This is a genomic window from Wolbachia endosymbiont of Chrysomya megacephala (assembly GCF_008245065.1).
Taxonomy (GTDB): domain Bacteria; phylum Pseudomonadota; class Alphaproteobacteria; order Rickettsiales; family Anaplasmataceae; genus Wolbachia.
Genome location: NZ_CP021120.1, coordinates 354,429 through 380,554, shown reverse-complemented (window position 1 = coordinate 380,554; position 26,126 = coordinate 354,429). Strand labels below are relative to the sequence as shown.

At 34.5% G+C, this 26,126-nt stretch carries 19 protein-coding genes and 3 pseudogenes; 16 read left to right on the top strand and 6 right to left on the bottom strand.

Annotated elements, in window-relative coordinates; genetic code table 11:
- The first annotated feature begins 23 nt into the window (after positions 1 to 23).
- Entirely contained in the window at positions 24 to 1,169 is a 1,146-nt protein-coding gene (locus CAI20_RS01715; protein ID WP_149168728.1) for an MFS transporter, read from the top strand.
- A gap of 17 nt (positions 1,170 to 1,186) precedes the next feature.
- Here CAI20_RS01715 and CAI20_RS01710 read toward each other — a convergent pair whose 3' ends face one another.
- Both CAI20_RS01710 and CAI20_RS01705 read right to left on the bottom strand, forming a co-directional pair.
- Positions 1,187 to 2,494, bottom strand: coding sequence for a UDP-glucose dehydrogenase family protein (locus CAI20_RS01710; protein ID WP_149168727.1), 1,308 nt, complete (start codon positions 2,492 to 2,494; stop codon positions 1,187 to 1,189).
- Positions 2,495 to 2,541: 47 nt separating this feature from the next.
- A complete protein-coding gene (locus CAI20_RS01705) occupies positions 2,542 to 3,441 on the bottom strand; it encodes a DMT family transporter (RefSeq protein ID WP_149168726.1) in 900 nt (299 codons plus the stop codon).
- 409 nt (positions 3,442 to 3,850) lie between these two features.
- Here CAI20_RS01705 and CAI20_RS01700 point away from each other — a divergent pair, with 409 nt between their 5' ends.
- The 5 genes from CAI20_RS01700 to CAI20_RS01675 all read left to right on the top strand — a co-directional run bounded on the left by CAI20_RS01700 (position 3,851) and on the right by CAI20_RS01675 (position 12,394).
- Positions 3,851 to 5,323 carry a hypothetical protein gene (locus CAI20_RS01700; RefSeq protein ID WP_149168725.1) on the top strand — a complete coding sequence of 491 codons (1,473 nt, stop codon included), beginning with the start codon at positions 3,851 to 3,853 and terminating at the stop codon, positions 5,321 to 5,323.
- Positions 5,324 to 5,331: 8 nt separating this feature from the next.
- Positions 5,332 to 7,422, top strand: a complete 2,091-nt coding sequence (locus CAI20_RS01695) for a hypothetical protein (RefSeq protein WP_149168724.1) — start codon at positions 5,332 to 5,334, stop codon at positions 7,420 to 7,422.
- A 1,113-nt stretch (positions 7,423 to 8,535) separates the two neighbouring features.
- Positions 8,536 to 9,969: a phage terminase large subunit gene (gene terL / locus CAI20_RS01685; RefSeq protein ID WP_012481972.1), complete on the top strand. Its 1,434-nt coding sequence runs from the start codon at positions 8,536 to 8,538 to the stop codon at positions 9,967 to 9,969.
- 121 nt (positions 9,970 to 10,090) lie between these two features.
- A complete protein-coding gene (locus tag CAI20_RS01680; RefSeq protein WP_007302399.1) occupies positions 10,091 to 10,981 on the top strand; it encodes an ankyrin repeat domain-containing protein in 891 nt (296 codons plus the stop codon).
- A 171-nt stretch (positions 10,982 to 11,152) separates the two neighbouring features.
- Complete coding sequence (locus tag CAI20_RS01675) at positions 11,153 to 12,394, top strand: IscS subfamily cysteine desulfurase (protein WP_007302400.1); 1,242 nt, start codon at positions 11,153 to 11,155, stop codon at positions 12,392 to 12,394.
- Between the two features lie 48 nt (positions 12,395 to 12,442).
- Here CAI20_RS01675 and rodA read toward each other — a convergent pair whose 3' ends face one another.
- Both rodA and CAI20_RS01665 read right to left on the bottom strand, forming a co-directional pair.
- The gene (gene rodA, locus CAI20_RS01670) at positions 12,443 to 13,546 is read right to left on the bottom strand and encodes a rod shape-determining protein RodA (RefSeq protein ID WP_007302401.1); all 1,104 of its coding nucleotides are present in this window, start codon (positions 13,544 to 13,546) and stop codon (positions 12,443 to 12,445) included.
- 45 nt (positions 13,547 to 13,591) lie between these two features.
- Positions 13,592 to 15,040, bottom strand: a complete 1,449-nt coding sequence (locus CAI20_RS01665; protein WP_007302402.1) for a proton-conducting transporter transmembrane domain-containing protein — start codon at positions 15,038 to 15,040, stop codon at positions 13,592 to 13,594.
- Between the two features lie 64 nt (positions 15,041 to 15,104).
- Between CAI20_RS01665 and CAI20_RS01660 the strand changes: the two genes are divergently transcribed.
- The 5 genes and pseudogenes from CAI20_RS01660 to CAI20_RS01640 form a co-directional block, all read left to right on the top strand.
- Positions 15,105 to 15,410 (top strand): NADH-ubiquinone oxidoreductase subunit NDUFA12 family protein, encoded by a 306-nt coding sequence (locus tag CAI20_RS01660; RefSeq protein WP_007302403.1) that lies wholly within the window; start codon positions 15,105 to 15,107, stop codon positions 15,408 to 15,410.
- A 2-nt stretch (positions 15,411 to 15,412) separates the two neighbouring features.
- Positions 15,413 to 15,868: an outer membrane lipid asymmetry maintenance protein MlaD gene (gene mlaD, locus CAI20_RS01655; protein WP_007302404.1), complete on the top strand. Its 456-nt coding sequence runs from the start codon at positions 15,413 to 15,415 to the stop codon at positions 15,866 to 15,868.
- Positions 15,869 to 16,112: 244 nt separating this feature from the next.
- Positions 16,113 to 16,996 (top strand): annotated as a pseudogene (locus tag CAI20_RS01650) (IS256 family transposase); the annotation flags it as partial.
- 76 nt (positions 16,997 to 17,072) lie between these two features.
- Positions 17,073 to 17,929: pseudogene (locus tag CAI20_RS01645) on the top strand (IS630 family transposase).
- Positions 17,930 to 17,949: 20 nt separating this feature from the next.
- Positions 17,950 to 18,261 (top strand): annotated as a pseudogene (locus CAI20_RS01640) (transposase); the annotation flags it as partial.
- Positions 18,262 to 18,459: 198 nt separating this feature from the next.
- Here CAI20_RS01640 and CAI20_RS01635 read toward each other — a convergent pair.
- A complete protein-coding gene (locus CAI20_RS01635) occupies positions 18,460 to 19,278 on the bottom strand; it encodes a transporter associated domain-containing protein (RefSeq protein WP_007302250.1) in 819 nt (272 codons plus the stop codon).
- A gap of 402 nt (positions 19,279 to 19,680) precedes the next feature.
- Between CAI20_RS01635 and hemE the strand changes: the two genes are divergently transcribed.
- From hemE to CAI20_RS01620, 3 genes are all read left to right on the top strand, one after another.
- On the top strand, positions 19,681 to 20,697 hold the full coding sequence (gene hemE / locus CAI20_RS01630) for a uroporphyrinogen decarboxylase (protein ID WP_007302249.1): 1,017 nt from the start codon (positions 19,681 to 19,683) through the stop codon (positions 20,695 to 20,697).
- Between the two features lie 438 nt (positions 20,698 to 21,135).
- The gene (locus tag CAI20_RS01625) at positions 21,136 to 22,329 is read left to right on the top strand and encodes a pyridoxal phosphate-dependent aminotransferase (RefSeq protein WP_017531947.1); all 1,194 of its coding nucleotides are present in this window, start codon (positions 21,136 to 21,138) and stop codon (positions 22,327 to 22,329) included.
- A gap of 48 nt (positions 22,330 to 22,377) precedes the next feature.
- Positions 22,378 to 22,695 carry a DMT family transporter gene (locus CAI20_RS01620; RefSeq protein ID WP_010403511.1) on the top strand — a complete coding sequence of 106 codons (318 nt, stop codon included), beginning with the start codon at positions 22,378 to 22,380 and terminating at the stop codon, positions 22,693 to 22,695.
- A gap of 16 nt (positions 22,696 to 22,711) precedes the next feature.
- On the opposite strand, the gene CAI20_RS01615 is transcribed toward CAI20_RS01620, so the two are convergent.
- The gene (locus tag CAI20_RS01615; protein WP_149168722.1) at positions 22,712 to 23,224 is read right to left on the bottom strand and encodes a hypothetical protein; all 513 of its coding nucleotides are present in this window, start codon (positions 23,222 to 23,224) and stop codon (positions 22,712 to 22,714) included.
- Between the two features lie 388 nt (positions 23,225 to 23,612).
- On the opposite strand from CAI20_RS01615, the gene CAI20_RS01610 reads away from it, so the two are divergent.
- Both CAI20_RS01610 and glyA read left to right on the top strand, forming a co-directional pair.
- The gene (locus CAI20_RS01610; protein WP_007302244.1) at positions 23,613 to 24,848 is read left to right on the top strand and encodes an MFS transporter; all 1,236 of its coding nucleotides are present in this window, start codon (positions 23,613 to 23,615) and stop codon (positions 24,846 to 24,848) included.
- Positions 24,820 to 26,097 carry a serine hydroxymethyltransferase gene (gene glyA, locus CAI20_RS01605; RefSeq protein WP_149168721.1) on the top strand — a complete coding sequence of 426 codons (1,278 nt, stop codon included), beginning with the start codon at positions 24,820 to 24,822 and terminating at the stop codon, positions 26,095 to 26,097. The genes CAI20_RS01610 and glyA overlap by 29 nt, the downstream gene beginning before the upstream one ends.
- Positions 26,098 to 26,126: the final 29 nt, after the last annotated feature.

Here is a 26,126-nt window from a genome sequence, read left to right as displayed (position 1 = left end):
ATTTACTATTCTTCTGTGGATATATGCTGCTTTATTTATCAAGACAAAGTATACCAATTGCTCTACCACTGTTAATAGATACTGACCATGTAAAATTAAGCTATTTTTTTGCCTGCTTTTCTTTTTTTTATGGAGTATCAAAATTTGTTAATGGAATAATAATGGACTCCAAAAATAATCCATTATTTATGTTTGGGCTATGCAATATTGCAACTGGATTATTAACCATTAGTATAACTTTATCATATAATAATCTAACTTTATTACTGTTAACATTAATATTATTAGCTTGGACACAAGGGTTAGGTTGGCCAGCTATTACCAAGTTTATGGTTACAAACTCTAGCATCTCTTCAATTGCATCATCATGGGGAGTTATGAGCTCATCTCAGCAACTTGGTTCTTGTATTACTTTAATTGTATTACCAAGTATAATTAAAATATATGATGCAAAAAGTGCATTTTTGTACTCTGGTCTCTTATGCTTACTTTTTGGAATTTATATAATATTAAAAGCATATTACAAAGAAAGTGCCAACTTTACTACCTATTATAAGGTGCATAAATCTCAAATAGGTATCAAGGTAACAAGTTCCATATGGTTTCTATGTTGTGCTACTTTTTGTGCTTATATTATAAAAATGGGAATCTTCTTTTGGTTTCCTATAATTTTAAGGGATAAATTACAAATTTCTCTTGTACAATCCTCACTAATAACAGGTGTATATGATTTAGGTGGAATCCTTGGAACTTTAATCACAGGAAGAATTAGTGATATGTACTTCTTTCAAAATAGAAGCTTGCTGGCATTACTTTACATGTTGGGTATAGCACTCACTTTTATTGCAATGAACTTTGGTCAAAACATAATTCTTATGAACCTTGGTGCAATCTTATCAGGATTCTTTATATTTGGAGTGCAAGTACTGACAGGTGTTATAGCTATAGAAATTGCTCCACAAAATAATGTATGTGCAATTGTAAGCTTAACAGGATTATTTGGGTATATTGCAAGTTCAATATTTTCATGCGTGGTTTTAGGAGTACTTGTTAAGCACTATGGTAACAGTATTATGTTTTCATTTTTTTCCATTTGCTCTGTTGTTGCACTCGTTTGCTTTTCCATACTATCAAGCAAAGATCTAAAAAAACTAAGTAAAGCGGTGTAAAAAAAATTTCTCAACAGTTAAACTTTGTAGATAGATTTTTTACCCAAGGAATAAACATGGTAACCATATCTTAGTAATAGCTCGCTATCTAATAAATTACGGAAATCAAAAACATTAGGTGCAGCCATAATACTCTTTAAACTTGCAAAATCTTGATTTTTAAATTCTTTCCACTCCGTTAATAATAATAAGGCTTCCGCGTCTCTTGCAGCCCCTATAGCATTGTCTGCGTACTCTATATCCTTTAGAACTTGCCTAGCATTATCCATCCCCATTGGATCATATGCAGTAATTTTAGCCTTGTTATTCACTAACAATTTTGCAATATCTATAGCTGGGCTATTTCTTACATCATCAGTACCAGACTTAAAAGTTAGCCCCCATATTGCTATTTTTTTATTTTGGACTCCATTTAATACATATTCTACCTTTTTAGCAATGTTTGTTATATGATTATAGTTAGATTCCTTAACTGAATTTAAAATTTGTAGCTTAACATTGTGGTCTTCAGCAAGCCTTATTAAAGCTGACAAATCTTTAGGAAAACATGATCCTCCAAATCCTGGACCAGCTTTGAGAAATTCCTTACCTATTCTATGGTCCATTCCCATACTGTTAGCTAAAAGGTCAATGTCTGCTCCTAATAGCTCACATAAACCTGCCATCTCATTGATAAAAGCAACCTTTGTTGCTAGAAAGGCATTAGAAGCATATTTAATCATTTCAGCAGTAACTGTATCAGTGACTATTAACGGAATATTCTTATCTATAAATGATCTATATATAACTTCTAGTTTTGCCCTAGCTAGCTTAGTTTTTACTCCTATTATTATCCTATCTGGGTATAAAAAATCTGATACTGCAGAGCCTTGCTTGAGAAACTCTGGATTAACTCCTAAATCAAAGTTATAGCCCTTATTAGATAAATAATTATGTATATTTTCTGCAGTACCAGGAGGAACAGTTGACTTTATCACTATTAAGCAATCTTGATTAACTCTCTCATAAACTTCACTTACTGCATTATATACATTCTTTAAATTTGCATTTCCTAGGGAGTCTGATGGAGTATCTACAGTTATAAATACTACTTCTGTATTGGGATTTATTTGAAAATACGAATCGAAAAATCTTATTCTTTGTGACTTTATATTATTCTCTAAATAATCTGCTAATCCAGGTTCATATAGAGGAATTTTCCCTGATTTCAAAAGTTCAATCTTCTCAGTATTTATGTCAATGCAATCAACTTTATGGCCCTGCTCCGATAACATTGTACCAGATACTAATCCTACATACCCTACTCCTATAATAGTTACGTGCATTTTATTATCACCTTAAAAATATAGCTTAGCATCTAAAATAAATACCATTAACAATTATAAACTTTTGTTGTTAGATTATTTTTCTTAATTGCCTTACCTTCCGAATAAGCTATAAATAAGGTTGATGGTATTAATATCAAAGTACCATATAAAGCACTTTTATCAGGTAATTCATTAAATATAACGTATGTTACTATTGCAGAAATTATTAGCTCTATGTATCTATACGGTGCAAGTGCAGTAGCATCAGTAAGAGCAAAAGCTTTTAACATGAAGAACAGAATTAGGTTTGAACTTATTCCTAAAATCAGCAGTAATACTAACTCCAACAAGGAAGGCATATGCCAATAAAATAACAAAGGTGGAGTAGAAAAAATAGTTGTCGTTAGAGCTGAATAAAATAACATACTTATTACTGACTCTTTTATTACAAGTTTCTTATTAAGTATGTCTAATATAGCAAAGATTAATGCAGATACAATAAAAATAAGAATTTTAGGATTAAAATCTTCACTATGAGCTTTGGTAGTAATAGCAATACCAACAAAGCCAATAACAGTTACTATCCATCTTTGCCAAATTATATTTTCGTTTAGCAAAGGGATTGCAAGAAGTATAACAAATAATGGTATAGAAAAACTTATAATCGTTGCAGTTACTATGGGGAAAACAGTCAACCCGTAAGTCCATAAGGTCATTCCACAAAACAACAACCCACCCCTGGTTATTTGAGTAGATATTTGACTTGTTTTAAAAGTTTCTATTCCATAGTAAAACATAAAAGGTACAAGGGTAATAGTGGTAAACAGAAAGCGGAAAAAAATTATTTCAAAACTCTGAAGATGTAAACTTAGATATTTTGATATAGTATCATTAGCTACACTACTAAGTAAGCTAAGTATAAACCAGATAACCCCAAACAAATAAGCTCTCAATCTGTAATCCATAAAGCTTCTGATTTAATAGATACGATGTACTCATATAATTTTACTACAAAACTAATAATATAAAAGTTTTCTGATGTACGTCCCCAGAATGTGATCGTAAGGGTTCATTATAAATAATTCGGGAAATTTCGTCTCTTTAGACATATTAAGAGCTATGTAACGAACGTTTATATTTGTGAGTAATAGTAAGGCTCAAGGTAAGGAAAATGCTAGTGAGGTAAAGTAGAATAACGTTGATTTGATAATTTAAGCTCATTCCCTCTTGCTACATCTCTCTTTAAATATCTCCTCTTTTGCAGCAGGTCTATAATTACTGCTTAAATTTAGGTGCACACTAATTTTTCGATTTATATATTATTCTAATGCTTGTATAATACCTTCATTGAATATTTGATTTTGAGGTAATTAGATGCCAAAAAGTAAAACTAAACGTGGAACGGAAGATTTGAAGGGTAATGCAGGCCCAAGCAAAAGATCTCGTCTCAGTTCTGATCCTAAAAAAAATAAAGAGATTATCTCTAGCAAAGTAATAAGTAAGCTGAAGGATGTTGTTAAAGGTGATAGAACTTCAGCTATTGAGGAATGGGTCAAGTCTCACCCTGTAACAGTAGAGGGTCTAACCGTTGAGCAATCGGACCTCTTATGTAATGCGTTTCGTGATGAATCCTGTTGGTCAGGTGCGACACTAGATGTTGCTAAATTGGTAGGAGAATTAGCTAAATCAGGTGTGTTGAATCCATTTGCTATATATAAAATAGCATGTATTGAGTGTGTAGAGAGTGAAATTAAGCAATTATTTGACAAGGCGTTAGAGTCTTTTAGATCTGACTTATCTCATAAAGGTGCATGTGAGGAAGATAGGAATTTAGCTTGCAGTGATAAGCTTGCAAGAGTTGAATTGTTAAGTTCCATGGGAAGACGTGATCCTGTTTTCAATTTCTGGATTGATCAAGAATCAGGTAACCTTAGAGAAAATATAGAAGCAGAAGATGGATTTAATAAGGCTGTAGATTTCAAGTGGAGTAAGGGAGTGGAACACTTCTATAATCGTCTGTGTTCTGAAGAAAAATTAGTGAAAGAAGAGAGAGAAAAATTGCTAGTTTCTGCTATTGCAAAATTATCTCCATTGCAATCTAGCTATAAACTTGCTTCTACCTTAAATTCCCTTCTAGGTAAAGTCATAAGCGCAAAAGTAGATCATAAGTCACTACTTGGGCTACCGAATAAGAAAGATAGGGGTGTGATCTATCGTCCTCTTAGTTACTTAGTAGAGCACGGTTTTCTTTGCACAACTAAGTATGTTATCCAGTACTTGAGCGAGGGATGTTCAAGATCTGAAGTAGAGAAAATGCTTTCACCTAGAGGATATGCACATCTTCTCTCATCGCTTTCATTTGTTGTAGTTTCTAAAGATTATGACTTGGATAACAGGAATGAAGCAAGGTCAGCTATTAGCAGTCTTTGGGAATCTAGTGTATTTAACCAAAATAAAATAAATGTTGTCGATCCTTTTAAAGATAGGATTGCTTTTGTTGCAATGGAAAATGCAATTTCAAATTTGATTGTAGATCAGGAGAACAGCAAGGATACTCAAAGTGCTGGCGATGGTGAAAAAGTTGATTTGGTCTTGAGTATTTTAAAGTTTGCTAAAGATTGTTGTTCAGACAAAAGCTTTAAATCATTAAAAGAGAGGATAGCAAATAGTTTAGATAAAACAAGGAATTCTAAGATGATAGATGCAACTAGCTCCTGCAATTTAATAGAAGAGTTGTGTAAGTCAGCGAGAAATTTGAATTTATTCTCTGCTAGCACTGAAGGTCCTCAATCTACGTTAGTGGGTACTAATGTTAGTATTTCGCCTGCTGCAGTTGTTAACAAATAGGAGTATTTATGCATGGTAATAATGAAGATCGTGAATTAGTTAGGGCTTTATTAAGTGGAGGTTGTGATGAGTTTAGTAGACAATTTGTAGGTTTTTTAAACAATTGTCCATCCTTTTTGCATTCAGCTAATAAGCCTGGCTTTTTTCCTGCATTCTTTTTTGGTATGTTTTCTACTGTACATGATGCAGGTATTTTAGGTGAAGATGAAAGAGTCTATTTTCGTTTTGACGGTTGTGGAAATCTGAAAGTTGCAGTTCTTACTAATGAAGAAGATAGAAGAATAGTAAGGTGTTATACTATTGCTGATAATGAGAACAGCCCTGGGTCAAGGTTTAGTGCAGAAGAGAAGCAGCAGGTAGAAGAGAATCTTCCACAAGAATTACAGGAAGATGAGGATCTGGATTGGGAAGAGTATAAAATATTTCGGTTTGGAGAAGAATGTAGGTTTATTCATGAAATAGATAGATTTCCTCAACGTGATGAACCTGGAGCTCCAATTTTTCATGAAATTAACCCAATCAGAGAACAAGGTGAATTGTTAGACCTGATGAGTGAGTTGGCAAATGACGATACAGGAGAAGTGCGTACTAATGTTAAAAGAATTTTGGAATATGTTATTGATATCCATGATGAACATGAAGATAGCCTAGTGTTTCGTGCAGAGTCTGATTACCACGGTTTTCTGTGTGGGTTTTTAGTAAATTTTAGATACCGAGCTGTGGCTGATTTCTACCCAGAGCTACTTATAGGAAAAGGTTATGCAGATGTTGTTTTGCTTGTTCGTGGTGTTGATCAGACAAATGATTCGGTTCCAATTATAATTGAGTTGAAGGTTGGTGATGAGGAAGGATTAGAGCAAGCTAAAGATTATGCTAAAAGTTGTTCTGTTTCGTCTTTGCCTATTCATACCTCATCACCAAGTGCTGTTTGTGTAGCGTTAAATTTTCAATTACGTGGAGGTGCTGGTCTCCGAACTTCTGTGCAGGCCTTTTCAGAAGGTGGTCTTTCCTTAATACCGGGTTTACTACATCCTCATGGAAATGGAGTTAGGGGAAATGTAAAACGTTTTTTACAACCCATAGCATCAGAGTTCACTCAATCGCCTCATTGTAACACTTTTTCCTGTACATCATCGTTTGTTTTTGGAAATGTTTTATCTACAAGGAGGGACTTAGAAACAAATGATGGGCGGGAGGTAAGGGTTACCAAGTATCTATTTAACCACTCTCAGGGAGAGAAAATGAAACGTACAGGTGGTAGGGGAGATGCAGCAGATATTGTAAGCCATGCGTTAACTTTAGCTCTATTTTTATCAAATATTGGTTTTTTTGTGCTTCACATTTTTCGTCGTTTAAAGTGGCAGACTTTACCAGACAAGGCATTGAACCTGTCGTTACTGCCTCAAGCCACAGATGATGCTAAGGTGCGTCAAGTACTTTGTGAAGTAGATGTCCAGGGTCATCTGGAAGTGGCTTCTGCAAAGAAATTCGAATCACTACGTGCTTACTCACGTTCTCATAGTGAAGGTTATTTCGAGGGAAGGTTTTCAGAACAAATGGGTAATGTTAGGAATTTACATCAACTTGCAGATCAGTTGATGAGTGCTGAGCCTAATTTTAGTAATGATAGTAATGTTAATGGTGAGTACAGGGCTAGGTATGAAGTTTTATTTAATGAGATTTCTCGTCTGTTGTCTCCGTTATTAAATGGAAACCGTCTACTCGTGAACAATGAAGCTAAATTTCAGGCTTTGTTGCGTGGGATATTTCAAAGTTGCGATAATCCTGCCAAGGTAATTATTGAGTTCCAGCTACAGAGAGGAAGGAAAATAGACCTAGTATTATCAAAATCTGCGGAAAATGATGATACTCATCCAATTGGAATAGAGTTGAAGTATGCTAACACCGCAGAACAAGTTGAACGAAAAAGGGTGGAGGCAAATCGACAGTTAAGTGAATACGAATTTTGTGGAGGATGCAAGCGTATTACTGGGGGAGATGCGATGGTTTTGTTATACGCTATATTAAATGCTGTAGGACAAGAGCAGGATCTGATATTGATTGGTGGGCTTCGTAGAGCATCTGGGTTTTCTAGATGACTTGTAACTAATAAAAGTACCAAAGATAAGGTTGTTTATGGGTAAAATTATGCATTAAGCTAGAGTACGGTTGAGTAAGGTTGGAGAAAAAGCAAGGTCTTTGAGCAAGAAAATTTGATTTATGTTTTCTTAAGTTAAAGTTAACCTGATGAAGTTTGTATAATTTATTGTTGGAGTTTTTTTGTTCTATTTTTACTGTAAGTTCAATCTGCTCTATCTTTGGTCTTTTTTTCTTAGTTTTGCGGCAAGTCTAATATTTTTACTACTTAATGGAATAACTTGCAGAAAGTGGAGATATAATGCTAAGGCAGAGGAGCTCAGACAGTTATCTTAAACAATAAAGAAATACTAAAGGCAAAAGATACGCTTGCGTAGTTCGAAAGCTTTCTATAGGATAAGCCTCACCTGATTTACAAATAGACTCGTTATGTTAGATGTTTGCTATTTATTCTTAAGCTCATTTTAACAGCATTTTGCTTTTTTTAGTATGTAGGGGTTTTCTAGGAATTATCCTACTGAATTCTATGATATTATTTTTTGTAACATTGTTATACTTATCATATCAATAAGAGTATTTATCCTTGTTTTTAATCTCTGCAGATTTAACAACAAAATTCAGTAAAAAACTCAGGTATATATTGGCAGATTACATAAAATTATAGCGGCTGCATGTCTTTTTTATTTTTTCTACATTCAGCCAAAATGCGCTTTAAATAAGCGTTAGCACATTATTACAATGCCAATTTACATTATTATAGGGTCAAAACTCGTTACACGGGGATTCTTTTGCCTTTTTTCTTCATTTGGTGAATTTCTTAATACTTGTAACTAAAGCTTCAGGCCAGCACTTGATGCTGGAATCCAGAAATCTTTTGAGCACAAAAGTTATGCTAGGTTTTGTTGGTAAGAAACCAGTGTCAGCTACTCGGATGACACCAAAGGGGCACTTGGATAGAGGCTACTTGAATAACACCATCATAAGGTGAACCAGTGTCAAGCACTGGAATGACAAGGAAAGGGCTACTTGGATGACAAGAAAAAGGACGCTGATATGACACCAAAGAGGCTGACACCACCATAAAGTAAATTCCACTAACACTATAGGAGACTAACATGAACTTTTTAAAATTTATCGAACTATGCTTTCAAACGGTGATGCCGGGATGTGAGTATAACAATTATCAGTATATAAAAATCATAGCAGACAGGCTTGAAGCAGCAAGTGTTGGTGAAGTGAAGCGAATAATATTCAATATGCCTCCGCGCTCGATGAAGTCTATGTGCGTGAGTGTTGCATGGCCCGCATGGATACTTGGTAATCAGCCAACCGCAAGAATAATAGTTGCAAGCTATTCTCAGCGGCTTAGCGAAAAGCATTCGCTTGACACCAGGTGCGTGATGCAGTCTAGTTGGTATAGAGTGCTATTTCCAGAGGTAGAACTATGCAAAGACCAGAACACTAAATATAAATTTCAAACAGTGCAGAGAGGATGTAGGATTGCAACATCTGTTGGTGGAACACTGACTGGTGAAGGTGGAGATTTTATCGTCGTGGATGATCCACTGAGTTCCTCTCAAGCTTTGAGCGAGACGTTTAGAAAACGTGCCACAAACTGGTTCGATCAGACTCTAATAACCAGGCTTAATGACAGGAAAAAAGGAGTTATCGTTGTTGTAATGCACAGACTACATCAAGAGGATTTGACTGGGCATCTTCTCTCCAAACCAAGAAATATATGGCATCATGTTTGTTTGCCAATGATTTCTGAAAATAAGGAAATTATCTATTCAATCAAAAGATCCATTCTCCCTTCTCCTGTTCCTATTATTCAAGTAACTACAAATGAGTGCAAAAGCTCAACAGGCGCTACATCTTCAAGGATTTTATACTTAAAAAAGGAAGGTCAGCTGCTATATCCCCTAGATGTAGGAGAAATTGAAATGATAAAGGCTGAACTTGGGAGTTACGCTTTTGCTGCTCAATATCAACAAAATCCTCTGCCGCTTTCAAGTGGTATAATTAAGCAAGAATGGTTGAAACGCTATAGAAATTTTCCTGACAATCTCTCACATATAACTCAGAGCTGGGATACTGCAGTTTCAACAAACGATTCTAGCGGCTTTAGTGTCTGCACCACCTGGACAAAGGTGAATAATAAGTTTTATTTACTCGATGTATACCGTGCGAAGCTTGAGTATCCAAAACTTAAAGAACAAGTTCTATCACTAGCTGCAAGGTGGAAGCCACACGCAATTTTAATCGAAGCAAAAACAAGCGGTCAACAATTGATTCAAGAGCTAAAGACAATACCTGTTATTGAGATAGTGCCGCATAACAGTAAAATCGCTCGATTCCACCAGATTGTTCCGATAATAGAATCCGGCAAGGTTTTTCTGCCGCATCAAGCAATATGGCTCAGCGATTTTGAGTATGAAATTTTAATGTTCCCAGAAACCCGCCACGACGATCAAGTAGACAGCACTGTGCAATACCTTCAGTGGATGAGAGATAGTAGCTTCAGGGTTGCAGCTATACGAACATTGTGATTCAAGAGGCAATAATTTGCTACCCACAATTTCGATTATAAGCTCATTTAAAATAAATATTGATTTCTTATTTTAATTATTTAAAAATTAAAATAAATTATTTAAGATTAGGGTAAAAATTATGACAATAAATTATCAGCAGTGGCGGGAAATATTAAGTACGGTTAATAGTGATAATAAATTAGATAAAAGGAACGTAATTGAAAAAGTAAAAGAAGAGCTAAAGGCAAGCAATGAAGAGGTATTTAAACAGTGGGAAGAGAGTAATTTTTATGTAAATTATAAATTTGAAGTTGGAGATAATGAATTCATATTATTACATTTAACTGCTAAGTTAGGCTATACGAGCTTGACAAAGGCTTTAATAGTAACAAAAGGGATAGATGTTAATATAAAAGATAAAAATAAAAAGACACCTTTACATTTAGCTGCTGAAAATGGTTATAAAGAGGTAGTAGATGCTCTGTTGGAAAAAGATGAAATCAGGATTAATGAACAAGAAGATAAGGAGGGATGGACTCCTTTACATTTAGCTCTTATAATTGGCCATGCAGACGTGGTATACTCTCTCGTAAGAAACGGTGCGGATGTTAATATAAAAGATGACTATAGAGTGACACCTTCATCTTTGGCTATTCAAAGAGATTATGTATTTACTCCGCCAAAAAAACGTGAAGGCTCCTATGTTAATGTGAAAAATCATGCTAGAACTGCTTCTAGGAATTTAGCTAAAGAGGAAAAACAACGCACATCAGCAATTGCGAAAGGTTTTTTTGCCGGTAGTGCAACTGCATTATCAGGTGTTTTAATAGCGAAAGCACTTTCTGCAACTGGAATAGTTACAGCTGAGTCAAAACCCTCTACACCAATAGCAGTGGTTGCAGTTATAGCAACAGGACTAGCAGTTGGTGGTGCTACATATATGATGTTAAAGCCCAGTACTAAAGTTGATGGAGTAGCAGTCTTAATGGATGGGCGTCAAGAAGCTGCTAGCACTAGTAGGGTTACCTAGCACGTATTCGACCTAGCTGCATAAACTACTGATCATAGAAAATGACATTACAGGGACACTGGAATAACGTAGGAGAGAGCGCTGACAACTTTCGTTTAGGCAAGATTATATCTTGAAAAAATTAAGCTTTAGTGCTACTAAATATTGTAACTTCTATGCTGAAACCTGACTATGAATATGGAAAAAATACGCAATGCTAAAATAAAATTACCAATATTTCTCGATTATCAATCTACTACTAAAGTAGATCCTCGTGTTTTGGAGGTGATGATACCTTATTTTGGTGAGTTTAGTAATGCACACTCTCGTAGTCATTCATTTGGTTGGACAGCTGAGGAAGCAGTAGAAAAAGCAAGGAAGCACATTGCTGATTTAGTGAATGCAGACAGCAAAGAAATCGTCTTTACCTCGGGTGCAACCGAATCAAATAACATGGCTATCAAAGGTGTTGCTCATTTTTATAAGAATAAGGGAAATCATATAATAACTGTCTGCACGGAGCATAAGTGCGTTTTAGATTCTTGTCGACATCTGGAAAATGAAGGCTTTAAAGTTACATATTTGTCCGTTAAGCAAAACGGAATTATAGATTTGTTGAAACTTGAGGAGGCAATCACTGATAAAACAATTCTGATTTCAGTGATGATGGCAAATAATGAGATCGGAGTAATGCAACCTGTCAAAGAAATTGGTGCAATGTGTAGAAAGCATAATATATTTTTTCATACAGACGCTGCTCAAAGCTTTGGAAAAGTTCCAATAGACGTAAATGAAATGAACATTGATCTTATGAGCCTTTCTAGCCATAAAATTTATGGACCTATGGGAATAGGTGCATTATATGTCCGTAGAAAAAATCCTCGTGTTAGGTTGACGCCACTAATTAGTGGTGGTGGACAGGAGAGAGGCATGCGCTCTGGAACAGTTCCTACTCCCCTTGCAGTTGGTTTTGGTGAAGCGGCACGTATCGCTAAAGAAGAAATGGAAATAGAAGCAAGCAAATTAGAAGAGTTGAGAGATATTTTGTACAACAAAATAAAAGAGGCATTTCCTGATGTTGTTTTAAATGGTGACTACGAAAATAGGATTCCAGGTAACCTTAACTTAAGTTTTCCTTATGTTGAGGGTGAGTCTCTTATCATGGCAATCAAGGATTTAGCAGTAAGCTCTGGTTCTGCATGCACATCTGCATCTCTTGAACCTTCTTATGTCATAAGATCACTAAACAATGGCCACGATCTTGAGCATTCATCAATTAGATTTGGCCTTGGCCGATTTACAACTAAAGATGAAGTTCTATATGCAGCAGATCTTGTTACTAAAAATGTTGGACGGCTAAGAGAAATGAGCCCACTTTTGGAAATGGTACAAGAGGGAATAGATTTAAGCACCGTAAAATGGGATTCTCATTGAAGAATAAGACGTTAACCATTAGCAGAGTGATGGTTGTCTAAGCTCTTTCTATGGGTGAAATCGGAAACTTAGCTTTAAGTTCTTTGTAGATGCCACGGAACTAAGTAGCAATCCTATACATATTAAGCTCGCAGCAGTTGTGCTTCCGCCATAGGATAGAAATGGAAGTGGGTCACCTATTATAGGTAAAAGGCCTATTGTCATTCCAATGTTTATAAAGAAATGAGCACCAAAAAAGGCGAAAACCCCGATAGATATTAACTTAGAAAAATAATTTTTTGACCTGTAAGCGATAGAGAATATTATAGCGAGGAATGTGGTATAGAGTAAAATCAAAGTTATGCTGCCTAAAAAACCCCATTCCTCACTCAGTACCGCAAAAGCAAAATCTGTGCGTTTCTCTGGCAAAAATCCAAGTTGAGTTTGACTCCCATTAACAAATCCCTTACCAAATAAACCTCCTGAACCAATAGCTATTTGAGATTGCTGTGCATTATAACCTATTCCAAGTGGATCTACTGATGAATCCAAAAATGATAATATCCTTTGCTTGTGATAAGGGCGCAAAAAAGGCCAAATAGCTGGTATTGCGAAAATGCCAAGCGCTCCAAAAATTATTAAATGAGGTCTTTCCATTATTGCTGTGAATATAATTGATGCTCCTATAAACAATATTATTACAGCTGTTCCTAAATTAGGTTGCTTCAATACAAGGAATACAGGTAAGAAAATAATTATAAGTGGCTTAAATAAACTTTGAAATTTCATCATTTTATACACACTTTGTTTATTAAAATAACGAGCAAGTGCAAGTATTAAGCCCACTTTTACAAATTCTGATGGTTGTAAACTAATTGACCCAATTCTTATCCATCTCGTTGCACCCATTATATGCGAGCCAAAAAAATTTACTGCTAACAGCGCAATTACTGCTGCTATGTAAAAAAAATAAGCGTGCTTCAAATAAAAATCTAGCTCTATAAATGACATAGCTATAGCAAGCAAAAAGAAGAAAGAGAATATGACCAATTGGTGAATTGCAAATGGAGCCCACTTTCCTCCAGCAGAAGAATATTGCACAACAATGCCAACGCAAAACAGAGCTATTACGTTAATGACTAATAATAAGTGAATCTTCTTCAGCTTATCCACAGCAAAAACTTTACAGACTTTGAGATACAATAAAACATAAGAAAATCAAAAAGCAAATTTATTAATTACCAACCGAATTGGACTACTATATATCCCAGTTATTACCGTTAAAATTGCCATAAATAATAGACAAAAGAGCATAAGCAATGGTACCTCATTAAGTGTCATTCCAGCGTTTGATGCTGTACTGTTTTCAAAATATATTTTCTCAACCATTCTCCACATATATATTAGTGCAAGAAAAGAGCCAGCAGCAAAAACTGCAAGGGAAATCCATGCATGAGATTCGATAATTGCTTTCATCATATACCACTTACTTACAAAGCCATTTGTCAAAGGTACACCGATTAATGCGAAACTAAGTAGAGTAAATGCAAGTGTTGTATAGGGCATTGACTTTTTTAGTCCTGATAAATTTTCTATTTTTGTCATACCAAACTTATAAGAAATACACCCTGCAGTCATGAATAAAGACGTTTTTATCATGCTATGATTTACTATGTGAAGAACTACTGAAAACAAACCTGCTTTTGAATTTAAACCCAGCATTAAAATTATATAGCCAATCTGACTGATACTGGAGTGAGCAAACAGTCTTTTTATATCTTTTTCGATCATTGCAGATATTGATCCAAATACAACAGCACAAAGCGCAAGGATGATCATCACGTTGCTTAGTGGTAAGAAAAAATTTTGCTGAAAAACAGTGTAAAAGATTCTAATAAAAACATATATCATCACTTTGGTTACTGTACCTGAAAAAAATATGCTAATGAAGCTAGGTGCTTCACTATATGCGTTAACCAGCCATCTGCTGAGTGGAAACAGTGCCATTTTGATTGAGAGACCAACAAAAATGAATAATGTACCAAGTCTTATGATGTTATTATCGTATAATGGTACTATTCTTTCAGCCATGTCAGACATGTTGAGCGTTCCGGTCATAGAGTATAAAAGGCCGATGCCAAACAAGTAAAATGTTGCTCCTACAGTACCACTAATGAGGTATTCAAATGCTGCAACTAAAGCTTTCTTATCCCTTCCCATTGAAACTAAAACATAAGAAGAAAGAGATGAAATTTCTAAAAAGACATAAAGGTTGAATATATCGTTTGTTACTAAAATTCCAAGTAATCCACTCAAGCACAGTAAAAATAGAGAATAAAAACCAATGATTTTGTTTTTGCTAATCTCTTTTTCATTAATATGAAAGCTATAAAGCACACTAATCAGCGCTATAAAATTCACCAAAGTTAGAATCAAGGAGTTCAATATGTCGATTCTCAACTCTATTCCGTATGGAGGAGCCCAATCTCCAAGATAATAAGTTATAATTTCACCATTGTATGTTTTCACTAGCAACATTAATGAAATAAAGAAAGTAGCTGCCGTTGTAAAAAAAGAGATAAACCAGGACACCTTATGTTTCCTGGTAAGAAAGCAGAACATCGATGCAATTATTGGTATAATAACTTGTAGAATTGGTAATTGCATTAAACTGTTGTTAATACATCGTTAAAGTATTAGTATATATAATACTTTTTGTTTTAATACCTTTATGTTATCTAAAATTTATAATGCAGTAACAAACTTATTAAGGAGAAAAGGTAAACTTATAGGTAGGGATGAAAACGTAAATTCTTACTATGAGTCAAGTAAAGGGAAAAGATGGGTAATATATGGTAATGTTTCTGAGCCCACAACAATTCCTCCAGAATGGCATATATGGCTGCATTATACTAATAATGAAGTACCAGTTAATAATAACAAAAGAAAAACTCCTAATTTAACAGGTACGAAAGGTGCATACTACCCAAATCAAAAGGTGAAAAACTACTATGAAAGCTGGAATCCTAATAATTAAAGATGCGAAGGTCAAATATACTTGAAATAATTGCTGGATCATTTGTATTAATTTTCACTATTTTTCTTGTCTTCTTCGCTATTAATAAGCTATCTTACATAAAGAGAAATTATAAGGATTGCTATAAAATACATGGCCTTTTTACTGATGCTAACGGTGTAGGGGTTGGTGATAGTGTCAAGATCTCTGGTGTAGAAATCGGAAGCATAACTGGTGTATCACTTGACAAAGCTACCTACATAGCACGAATCGATATGTGCATAAGCAGAGACATAAAGTTGCCAATTGATAGCTCAGCTCTAATCGCTAGTAGTGGAGTTGTTGGTAGTAAATTTGTTAATATATTACCTGGTGCAGATCCTAAATTAATTTCACACGGTGGTAAAATAGCGCATACTCAAGCTGAAGCAAATATGGGTGGAATAGTGGATAAAATTATTGGCATGTTTACAAAGTGAGAATAAGAACACATAAGCCAACTTGGCCTATGTACAATTAAGGGATTTTTCTATCAATAGCTTGAAGTTGTTCAGCGTTTGAATTATCAAGATTTCTGCTAGGTTTTACATTCCTAATAATCTCAACAAATGCTTGTACTTTCAGTATAGGAGTGTTTTTTTTACGTACTTAGGGAAGTGTTAAATAAACTGTATCAAACCGAGAAGTAATAATAAAATAGAAACAAAAAATGGAGGTTTGACAATGAGTCAAGCAAACAGAACTACCGGTTTGGTAGACTATAAAGAATTAGAAACAAATATCTTATCGTCTATACGAGAAGGAAGACCATTGACGGAAAGAGATGGTGCATTAACACCGTTTGTAAAAAGGCTACTGGAATCGAGTCTGGAAGGTGAAATAAAAAATCACTTGTCGGCTAAAAGCGAAGAAAATAACCGAAGAAATTGAAGAAATTCAAAGACTTTACGGACAAGTGTAGGTTCATTTGAGTTATTGACACCAAGGGATAGGGAAGGAAGCTTTGAGCCACAAGTAGTCAGAAAAAGGCAAACAACCGAACTTGAAGCAAAGGTTTTAAGTATATGCCAGTGGCATGGTATATAGAGATATAGCGTCGCATGTAGAAAAGATATAAAATATCTGTAGCAGAGATATCAAGTATTACTGATAAATTATTGCCTGTAATCAATGAGTGGCGTAGTCGTCCACTGCAATCAGTGTATCCAATAGTGTTTATGTTTTTTAAGGTCAAAGAAGACAGGCATTGCGTAAGTAAATACATGTAGAATATATTAGCAGAATGAAAGGAAAGAAGTTTTAGGTTTTTATATAGCAGAAAGTGAGGGAGCTAACTTTTGGCTAGGGATGTTAAATGACTTAAAAGAGAAAGGAGTAGAAGATATCCTGATTGTATGTGTAGATGGGCTAAAAGCTTTCCTACAGCAATAAACAGTGTATTTCCTAAAGCAGAAATACAACTATGTATTGTACATCAGATAAGAAATTCACTGAAATATGCATCGAGCAAAGATGTGAAAATTTTCATGAATGATTTGAAAAAAATATACCGTGCTGCAAGTAGAGAAACTGCCGAAAATTATTTGCTTGAGCTAGAGGAAAAATGGTGAGAAAAATATATAGCTCTTCTCATAATAGTGGAAACAGGATAAAATAGAGACTTAGGGTAATAAGAAGGTAAAAGTGCCAGCAGCATACAGTTATGACTTAGGGAAAAAAGCCATGAAGGAGAGAGTAAAACAGCAGTAGCAAAGAGGTTCAAAATCGGTAGAGTGACATTGTACAAATGGGAGAAAAGGCGGAAAGAAACAGGAATCGAAGAAACTGGGAAATAGAGGCTATAATCATAAAATCACCGATTGGAATGCGTTTGTAGAATTTATAAAAAAGCACGGCGGTAAAACACAATCAGAGGTGGCCAAACTCTGGGGCAATATAAGTCGTCAAACGATTCATAGAGCTCTAAAAAAATTTGGATTTACACGCAAAAAAAGATTTATGGATATGAAGAAAGAAACGAAGAAAAACGAGCTGAATTTCTGAAAGTCATATCGGCAGAGTCCCCTAAAAATTTGGTATATATTGATGAATCTGGTATAGACAATACAGAAGATTACCCATACGGATATTGCAGAAAGGGAGAGAGGTTTCATGCACTAAAATCAGGCAAGAAAACTCAGAGAGTTAGCATGATTGCATCTTTAAATAAGGGAAAAATCGTTGCACCTATGACGTTTGAAGGCTATTGTGATACAGAGGTTTTTAATGGCTGGTTCGAGCAATTTCTGGCACCAACTTTATAGCCTGGACAAACAGTGATTTTAGATAATGCAACTTTTCATAAGTCTAAAAAGATTGTCGAATTTGCCAAAAGGGTTGGTGCAGACATTCTGTATCTGCCTCCATATTCTCCAGATTTCAATAAAATTGAGCATCATTGGTTTGCTATAAAAAACAGAGCCAGGAAAAACATTCCTCTTTTTAAATCTTTTCGTCAAGCTGTCGATTCTGCTTTTCTTCATTTGTTTCCACTATTATGAGAACAGCTATACTTTAGTTTTGGGAAAATAATTGGGAAAATCTGTCTAGTTATTTTAAATATTCCGGCCCTGTAAGAAAATTAATTTATACCACAAATCCTATTGAAGGGTTACATAGACAGATCAGAAAATTTACTAAAACTAAGGGCTCATTTACTAGCACAAATGCCTTCTATGAACAGGTATATTGTGCTATAAAAAAGTTAGGAGAAAAATGGGCTATGCCTATACATGATTGGGCTTTGACTATGTCTCAACTTGATATCTTTTTTTCTTGTAGAGTTGAATTAAAAATGCGGCTTGACACAGTTTATTTAACACTCCCTTTTTGAAAGTTACAGATCGCTAAAAATATTTAAACAACTAATTTTTATAACTTTATACCAAAAAAACTATTCCCACCTTAATTATCAAACAGTAACGTATAGAACTACAAACTTTTGTATATTAAGAAATTGTTTAAATTGCATACCTGGCTACTATGTCTCCTACTTCCAAGATAAAGTACCTTTCACTAAAAAATATTGAATTTAATTTTTGTAATCACTTAAGTCTAGTATTATTTTGTTAATGTATCGTTCATTTGCATCCTTGATGATAAATTTTATACCATTTTTATATCTTATAACTTCATCTACAGAAGGTACCTTACCAGCAATTGAAAGAACCAAACCACTAAGTGTGGCATAATGCTCTTCAGAGTCACACAACTCTATTTTTAGATTTTCCTCTATATCCTTTATAAGGGCCCTTGCCGATATTTCAAACTTATTTTGAGATAATTCAGTAATGGTGTGTTCTGAATTTACCTCATTCTCGTTATCAATATTTGGTATCAATTCTTCTATAAGATCATTTATCGAAATTAAACCATCAGTTCCGCCATATTCATCCAGTACAATAGCTAAATATGACTTGGAAGATTTCATTCTAACAAAAAGATTTGTTGCTTTCATTGAGGCTGGGACAAATATTACATTTTGTATAATATTTCTCAGATTAAAATCTTTATTCTTATTGAAAATGATATCTTTTACGTAAAAAAAGCCTATTACGTTGTCAAAGTTATTCTTATAAGTTGGTATCTTAGCATGGTAAGTGTTTTTCACCTTCTTTATTACCTCATCCTTGCTCGATTCAATGTCTATTGCACATATCTCCTTACGTGGAGTCATTATATCCATGATACTACAATCACGGAATTTTAATAGACTATTAAGTATGTCAAGACCTGACAGATCACCCATTAATGCCTCAGTCGCACATTTTTTTAACACAGAAGTTTTGTTGAAGAGAAAGAAAAAAATTTTGTATGCTATTTTTTCTACTAAAGTTCTTTTCTTATTCAATTTATTCCCTTTAATGGTGAAAATATCTTTAGATAAGGTCTATCAAGAAAACTGTTATTAAATGTTTAATAAGCATGTGAATAATGTCAAATTAATTTGTGAATTATTTGTTAATATAAAATACTAACAATTGATCAACAACTTTCTCAACGACATATACATAATTGTGTAACAATACATGATAGTAAAGTATTTTCCGTAAAAGAAAATTACTAACATTATAAATATCTTACTTATACACATAAATTACAAGGCAAAATCAATAGTATATAGAAGTTATTAACATATTTATCCACAAGTTAAGTAACAATAATTTTTACTGAATTTTAAGTTAATAACAATTTATTGATAGAACTATTATTACTACTATACTTTAGTATAGAAAAAAGTAGATAAAATAGATTGGAAAGCAACAAACCAGCGATAGTAAGAATTATTAAGCAGAATAAGCCAAATGAAAAAGTACCTATTTGGTTAATGCGCCAGGCTGGTAGATCTCTTCCTGAGTATCGCAAAGCCGTAGAAAAAACGAGTAATTTCATGGAGATATGCTATAGCATAGATTTAGTGGTAGAGCTGACACTACAGCCAATAAAAAGATTTGATATGGACGCAGCCATAATTTTTTCAGACATTTTAATAATAGCTGACGTTTTAGGTTGTGATGTGAATTTTGTTCGCGGTGTGGGTCCAATAATAAAACCTGTGAAAAGCTCTGAGGAGTTAAAAAATTCACAAGAATTTGAAACTAAAACCTTTCCAATCTTAAATGCCATCAGGAAAGTAAGAAGCCAATTATCAGAGGAAAAGTCCCTTATAGGCTTTGCTGGAGGGCCGTGGACGGTAGCTTCCTACATCATAGAGGGTGGTAGTAGTAAAACTTTTTCTAAAGTATTACATTTCTGTTCCCTAGAACTAGAAGAAGTAATTAAAAAAATAACAGAAGCGACAATTATTTATCTAATCAAACAGATAGAGTTTGGAGCAGATGTTATTCAGTTATTCGACAGCAATGCTGGTATATTGCAGGGAGAACTGTTTGAAAGGTATGTAATCAAGCCAACAAAGGAAATTGTTTCAGCAATAAAGAATAAGTTTCCTGATTTTCCTATAATAGGTTTTCCACGCTCTGCTGGAAATCTTTATAAGGATTACTATGAGAAAACAGGTGTATCTGCAGTAAGTATAGATTATAATGTTCCAATAGAATGGGCGAAAGCAAATCTAAAAATTCCTCTGCAAGGGAACCTTAATCCTAGTCTTTTGGCCTACAATAAGGCAGAAGCAATTGAAGAAGCAAAGCGTATAATAGATTGTTTTAGAGGGTTACCTTTTATATTTAATCTTGGACATGGAGTGCTTCCTGATACTCCGGTTGAAAATATTGCTGCATTAGTGGACCTAGTAAGAAACTACTAAAACTCTTGTATGAAAAGCCTTTATGAGGGTGGAATGAAAACCTTACTTGACAAATCTTTACACTTTCCTTATTACGGCAATAAGAGTATTTATCCTTGTTTTTGGGCTCAACGACAAAATTCAGTAAAAAAACTCAGATATCTATTGGCAGGTTACAAAAAATTATAGCGGCTGCATGTCTTTTTTATTTTTTCTACATTCAGCCAAATCGCGCTTATTTTAAGCGTTAGCACATTATTACAATGCCAATTTACATTATTATAGGGTCAAAACTCGCTATACGGGGATTTATTTGCCTTTTTAAATTTATTAAGCTTTTTAATATCTATAGTTAATATATTTAAGAGTACAAAAATACCAACCTTTATGTAAAATAATAAAACTTCTAGCTTTTTTGTTGTGTAGAGTTTATCATTTTTATTTAACTTTAGTGAGATTATGTCAGACCTTGCAAAGAGGATGTCTCTGATAAAACCATCGCCTACAATCGCTGTGACCGATAAGGCAAACAGATTAAAAAGCGAAGGAAAGAAAATTTGCGTTTTAGCTGCGGGAGAGCCGGATTTTGACACTCCAGATCATATAAAAAAGGCAGCTATTCAATCGATAAATGAAGGCAAAACTAAATATACTGCTGTTGATGGAACGCGTGAGCTTAAAGAGGCGATAATCAATAAGTTAAAAAGGGATAACATTCTAGAATACACACTTAGCCAAATCTGTGTTGGTGCTGGTGCTAAGCAGGTGTTATTCAATTTGTTCATGGCAACAATTAACCCTGGGGATGAAGCTATAATACCAGCTCCTTATTGGGTTTCATATGTTGATATGGTAAGTCTTTTTGGCGGACTGCCAGTTGTTGTAGAGTGCAAACAAAACTTTAAGCTGATACCGGAGTTACTGGAAAGCAATATAACTGAGAAAACTAAGTGGTTAATTCTCAACTCACCAAATAATCCAGCAGGAATTGTCTATACATATGATGAATTGAAAAGCATAGCGCAAGTATTGCTTAAACATCCACATGTGAATGTTGTTACAGATGATATTTATGAGCACATAGTATACGACGAAAAGTTTTTTACCATTGCTCAGGTTGAGCCAAAACTTTATGATAGAGTTTTTGTGGTCAATGGAGTATCAAAAGCCTATGCAATGACGGGCTGGAGAATAGGCTATATTGCAGGCAGGAGTGATGTGATAAAAGCTATTTCTACACTGCAGTCTCAAAGTACTTCTAACCCAAACTCGATAGCACAAGCAGCAGCAGTTGAAGCGTTAAACGGTGATCATAGTTTTTTGAAAGAAAGAACAAAAATCTTTAAGGATCGTAGAGATTTTGTAGTAAAAAAGCTAAATTCTGCTTCAGGATTGTCAGCATCTATTCCACAAGGTGCATTCTATTTGTTTGTCGCATGTGAAGGTTTATTGGGTAAGAGCACGAAAAGTGGTAAAGTAATAAATAGTGATCTTGATTTTGCTGAATATTTGTTGGAAGACCATTTAGTTGCTGTTGTTCCAGGAATTGCGTTTGGTCTGAAAAATTTTATCAGAATTTCTTATGCAACCTCTCAGGAACAATTAGAAATTGGATGTAATAGTATTATTAAAGCATGTGAAATGCTAAGTTAACTTTTTAATATTCTTATGTATAATATTTCAGTAAGATAGAGTTGATTTATGGCGTGGGTATATTTGCTATTAGCTGGTTTGGTTGAAATAATATGGACCACAGCACTGAAATATAGCAATGGCTTTACTCGTGTTATACCTGTAGTAATTATTTTAGTTAGCGGTTCTGTAAGTCTTTACTGGCTATCGTTAGCAATGAAGTCTATCCCCCTTGGAACATCTTATGCAGTTTGGACTGGTATAGGCTCTATAGGTGCAGCGATAATAGGAATAATGTTTTTTAATGACCCAGTAAATTTTGGGCGTTTATTTTCCCTTGCTTTGGTAGTGCTGGGTATTATAGGATTAAAAGTATTTTCCAATTAGGAAAAGTTAAGTACGTCTATTTTACCATCTCAGGACTTTCTACTAAAGTTGCCTTGGATTTTTCGGTTCTTGAAGAGGGCATTCCTATTGATTTAGCAAGTACCTTTCTGATGTTCAATGTTTCATTTTTCTCATTTTGTTGAATTAAGTTAATATCGTTTATTTTATTCATTAAATCTTTTCCTTCCTTTAAAATTTTTAAATCGCTTTCGTTGATATGATGTTCATTTTTAAATTCTGCAACGATTTCTTTCTTCTTTGGATGAGTATTCAGAAATTCTAATATCTGGTGTTTAGCAACAGCTTGAATAAATTTCTTATCGTGAAATATTGAATTGTTATGTAGTTCTTCTAGGCTTTTATCATATTGTTTTGCTTCGTTTACAGTAAGTTTTATTATTTCTTCTGTGCTACTTAAAAGTTCCCTGTATAACTTGTTGTATCTATTGCCTGTGTGTGCGGCAAATGTTTGTTCAATGTATTTTGTTATGTAGTTTTGTAGCGTATTGTCTATTGTACCTATGTTCATTCACTCACCTTGCTTTTATATTATATTTTACACACAAAAAGGTTAATATTTAGTTAACTACAGCGTTTCTGATACTGAATTTCATTAAAAATTATATTATTTAAAGTATAATCGGTATCACGAAATAAAAGCGTAAGTAAAATGAATTTTGTAACAAAACTAAAACTTATAGTAAAAAAAATAAAGCTTAAGATGAACAAGGGTAAAATTATAAAAATCCTTATCATCTGTGGTATAATTTTTTTCATATACCTTATCCATGAACCAGTTATAGATATGCTAAAAGGTCTCTTTTAAGAAAGATACTCGGATTAGAGTAGCTATTTACAAAAGTGTTGCTCCTTGCTGATAAAATACCTATAATTCTGTTTTTTAGGTAATATTAGGATTGCAGAGAAACTTTTTCATATGGTTGCTAGCATCACTATTTTATGCATACCAGTATATATTGCGTGTAATTCCAAATATAATCGCGCCTGAATTAATAACAAAATTTAACATAAGTATTACAGATGTTGGTCAATTTGGTGGGCTATATTATATAGGCTATACGCTTGCTCACATACCTGTTGGTCTTGCCCTTGATAGATTTGGGCCAAAGTTTGTTTTACCTGCGTGTATTGTCTTAACATTTGCTGGAACATTGCCGCTAATATGCTTTGATCAGTGGTATTACTCAATACTTGGTAGAATGATTGTTGGAGTTGGGTCATCTGCTTCAGCAATTGGGCTTTTCAAAGTTGCAAGCATGTATTTTTCACAAGAAAAATCAGCAAGGATGGCTAGCTTATCTATAATAATAGGGTTACTGGGAGCTATTTATGGTGGATTACCTCTAGACTTCTTGCTCAATAAATTTGGTTGGAATTATGTTATATACACTTTCTCAGCGTTTGGTTGCTTGCTCGCCCTACTTTTATTCTTAATAACGCCAAATTCTAACATAGAGGAGAGTAGAAATGACAACATACTTCAAGATTTAAAAACTGTACTTTTCAATAAACATATCATTCTAATCAGCTTTTTTGGGGGCTTGATGGTTGGGCCACTAGAAGGTTTTGCTGATGGTTGGGCAAAAGCGTTCTTATGTGAAGCATATCAAATGACCGGAGATTTGGCATCTTCACTTTCCTCTCTCATGTTTATAGGTATGGGAGCTGGATCATTCTTTCTCGCTTATTTACTGGAGAAGTATCCAGACAAACATTACGAGGTGATTATTGCGTGTTCTTTTGCAATGATCGCTAGCTTCCTCTTGCTTTTTACACAATTTGGCGGTTTATATATTGCATTACCTACACTTCTTGTTATCGGCTTTGCATCTGGGTATCAGGTAATTACTATTTACAAGGCAATAAGTTATGTAAACAATAACTTGGTAGGCTTAGCCACAGCTGTATCAAACATGATAGTTATGGTTTTTGGCTATTTTTTTCATACTGGAATTGCAAAAATAATAGACTTATGTTGGAATGGAACGGTAATACAAGGAAATCCTGTGTATGGTACTGAGTTACTAGTAAAAGCAATATCAATTATTCCTGTATGTTTGCTTTTGGCTGTTTTTGGATTTATGTGGTTAAGGAAAAGGTCTTATGACAATTGCTTCAGAAAGGATTTGTAACTCTGAAAATAATTTAAAGTCTTGTGATAATGAAGTTTATCTCTCTATAGAGAAGGAACTGCAGCGTCAAAGATCGCAGTTGCAATTGATTGCATCGGAGAATTTTGCAAGTAAAGCAGTGATGGAAGCACAGGGTTCTTTTCTGACTAATAAATATGCAGAAGGTTATCCTGGTAAAAGATATTACTGTGGCTGTGAGTATGTAGATGAAGTTGAAAATCTGGCTATAGAAAGGCTTTGTAAGCTGTTTAATGTTAAATTTGCAAATGTTCAACCTCACTCTGGTTCTCAGGCAAATCAAGCAGTGTTTGCTTCACTACTTACTCCGGGTGATACAATACTTGGATTGTCACTGAATTGTGGTGGACATTTAACTCATGGTGCAGCACCAAACCTTTCTGGTAAGTGGTTTAAGTCGATCCAGTATACAGTTAATAGAGACACTTACCTGCTTGATATGGATGAGGTGGAAAGGCTAGCGCTAGAGCATAAACCGAAGCTAATCATTGCTGGTGCTTCTGCTTATCCAAGAAAAATAGATTTCGAGCGCTTTCGTGAAATTGCGAATAAAGTTGGTGCATATCTGCTTGCAGATATTGCTCACTATTCAGGGCTTATTGCTGCAGGTTGTTACCCATCACCTGCTGAATATGCGCATATTATAACTTCTACAACTCACAAGACTCTACGTGGTCCTCGTGGTGGAGTGGTAATGACAAATGATGAAGCGTTACATAAAAAAATTCAGTCTGCAGTTTTTCCAGGATTGCAAGGTGGGCCACTTATGCATGTGATAGCTGCAAAAGCTGTTGCATTTAAGGAAGCATTAGCGCCAGAGTTTAAAACTTATAGTAAAAAAGTTGTGGAAAATGCGAAAGTGTTAGCTCAAGCGCTGCAAGGGCATGGGCTGAACATTATAACCGGTGGCACTGACTCTCATATAGTGCTAGTTGATTTAAGATCACAGAAGTTGAAGGGAAAAGACGTTGTAAATAGCCTTGAGAGAGCTGGCATTACCTGCAATAAAAACTCCGTGCCGTTTGACACAAAAAAACCAACCATTACTTCAGGGCTCCGTTTTGGTACCGCTGCTGAGACAACACGCGGACTTGAGAAAAAAGATTTTAAAGAGATAGCTGATCTGATAAATGAAATAATTCAGGGATTAATTGATGGAAATAGCCCTGATGTTGAAAAAGCAGTGAAAAATAAAGTTGAAAGTATTTGTAGTAATTTTCCTATTTATTAATTTATTTAGCATTGGAATTTCCTTCCTTT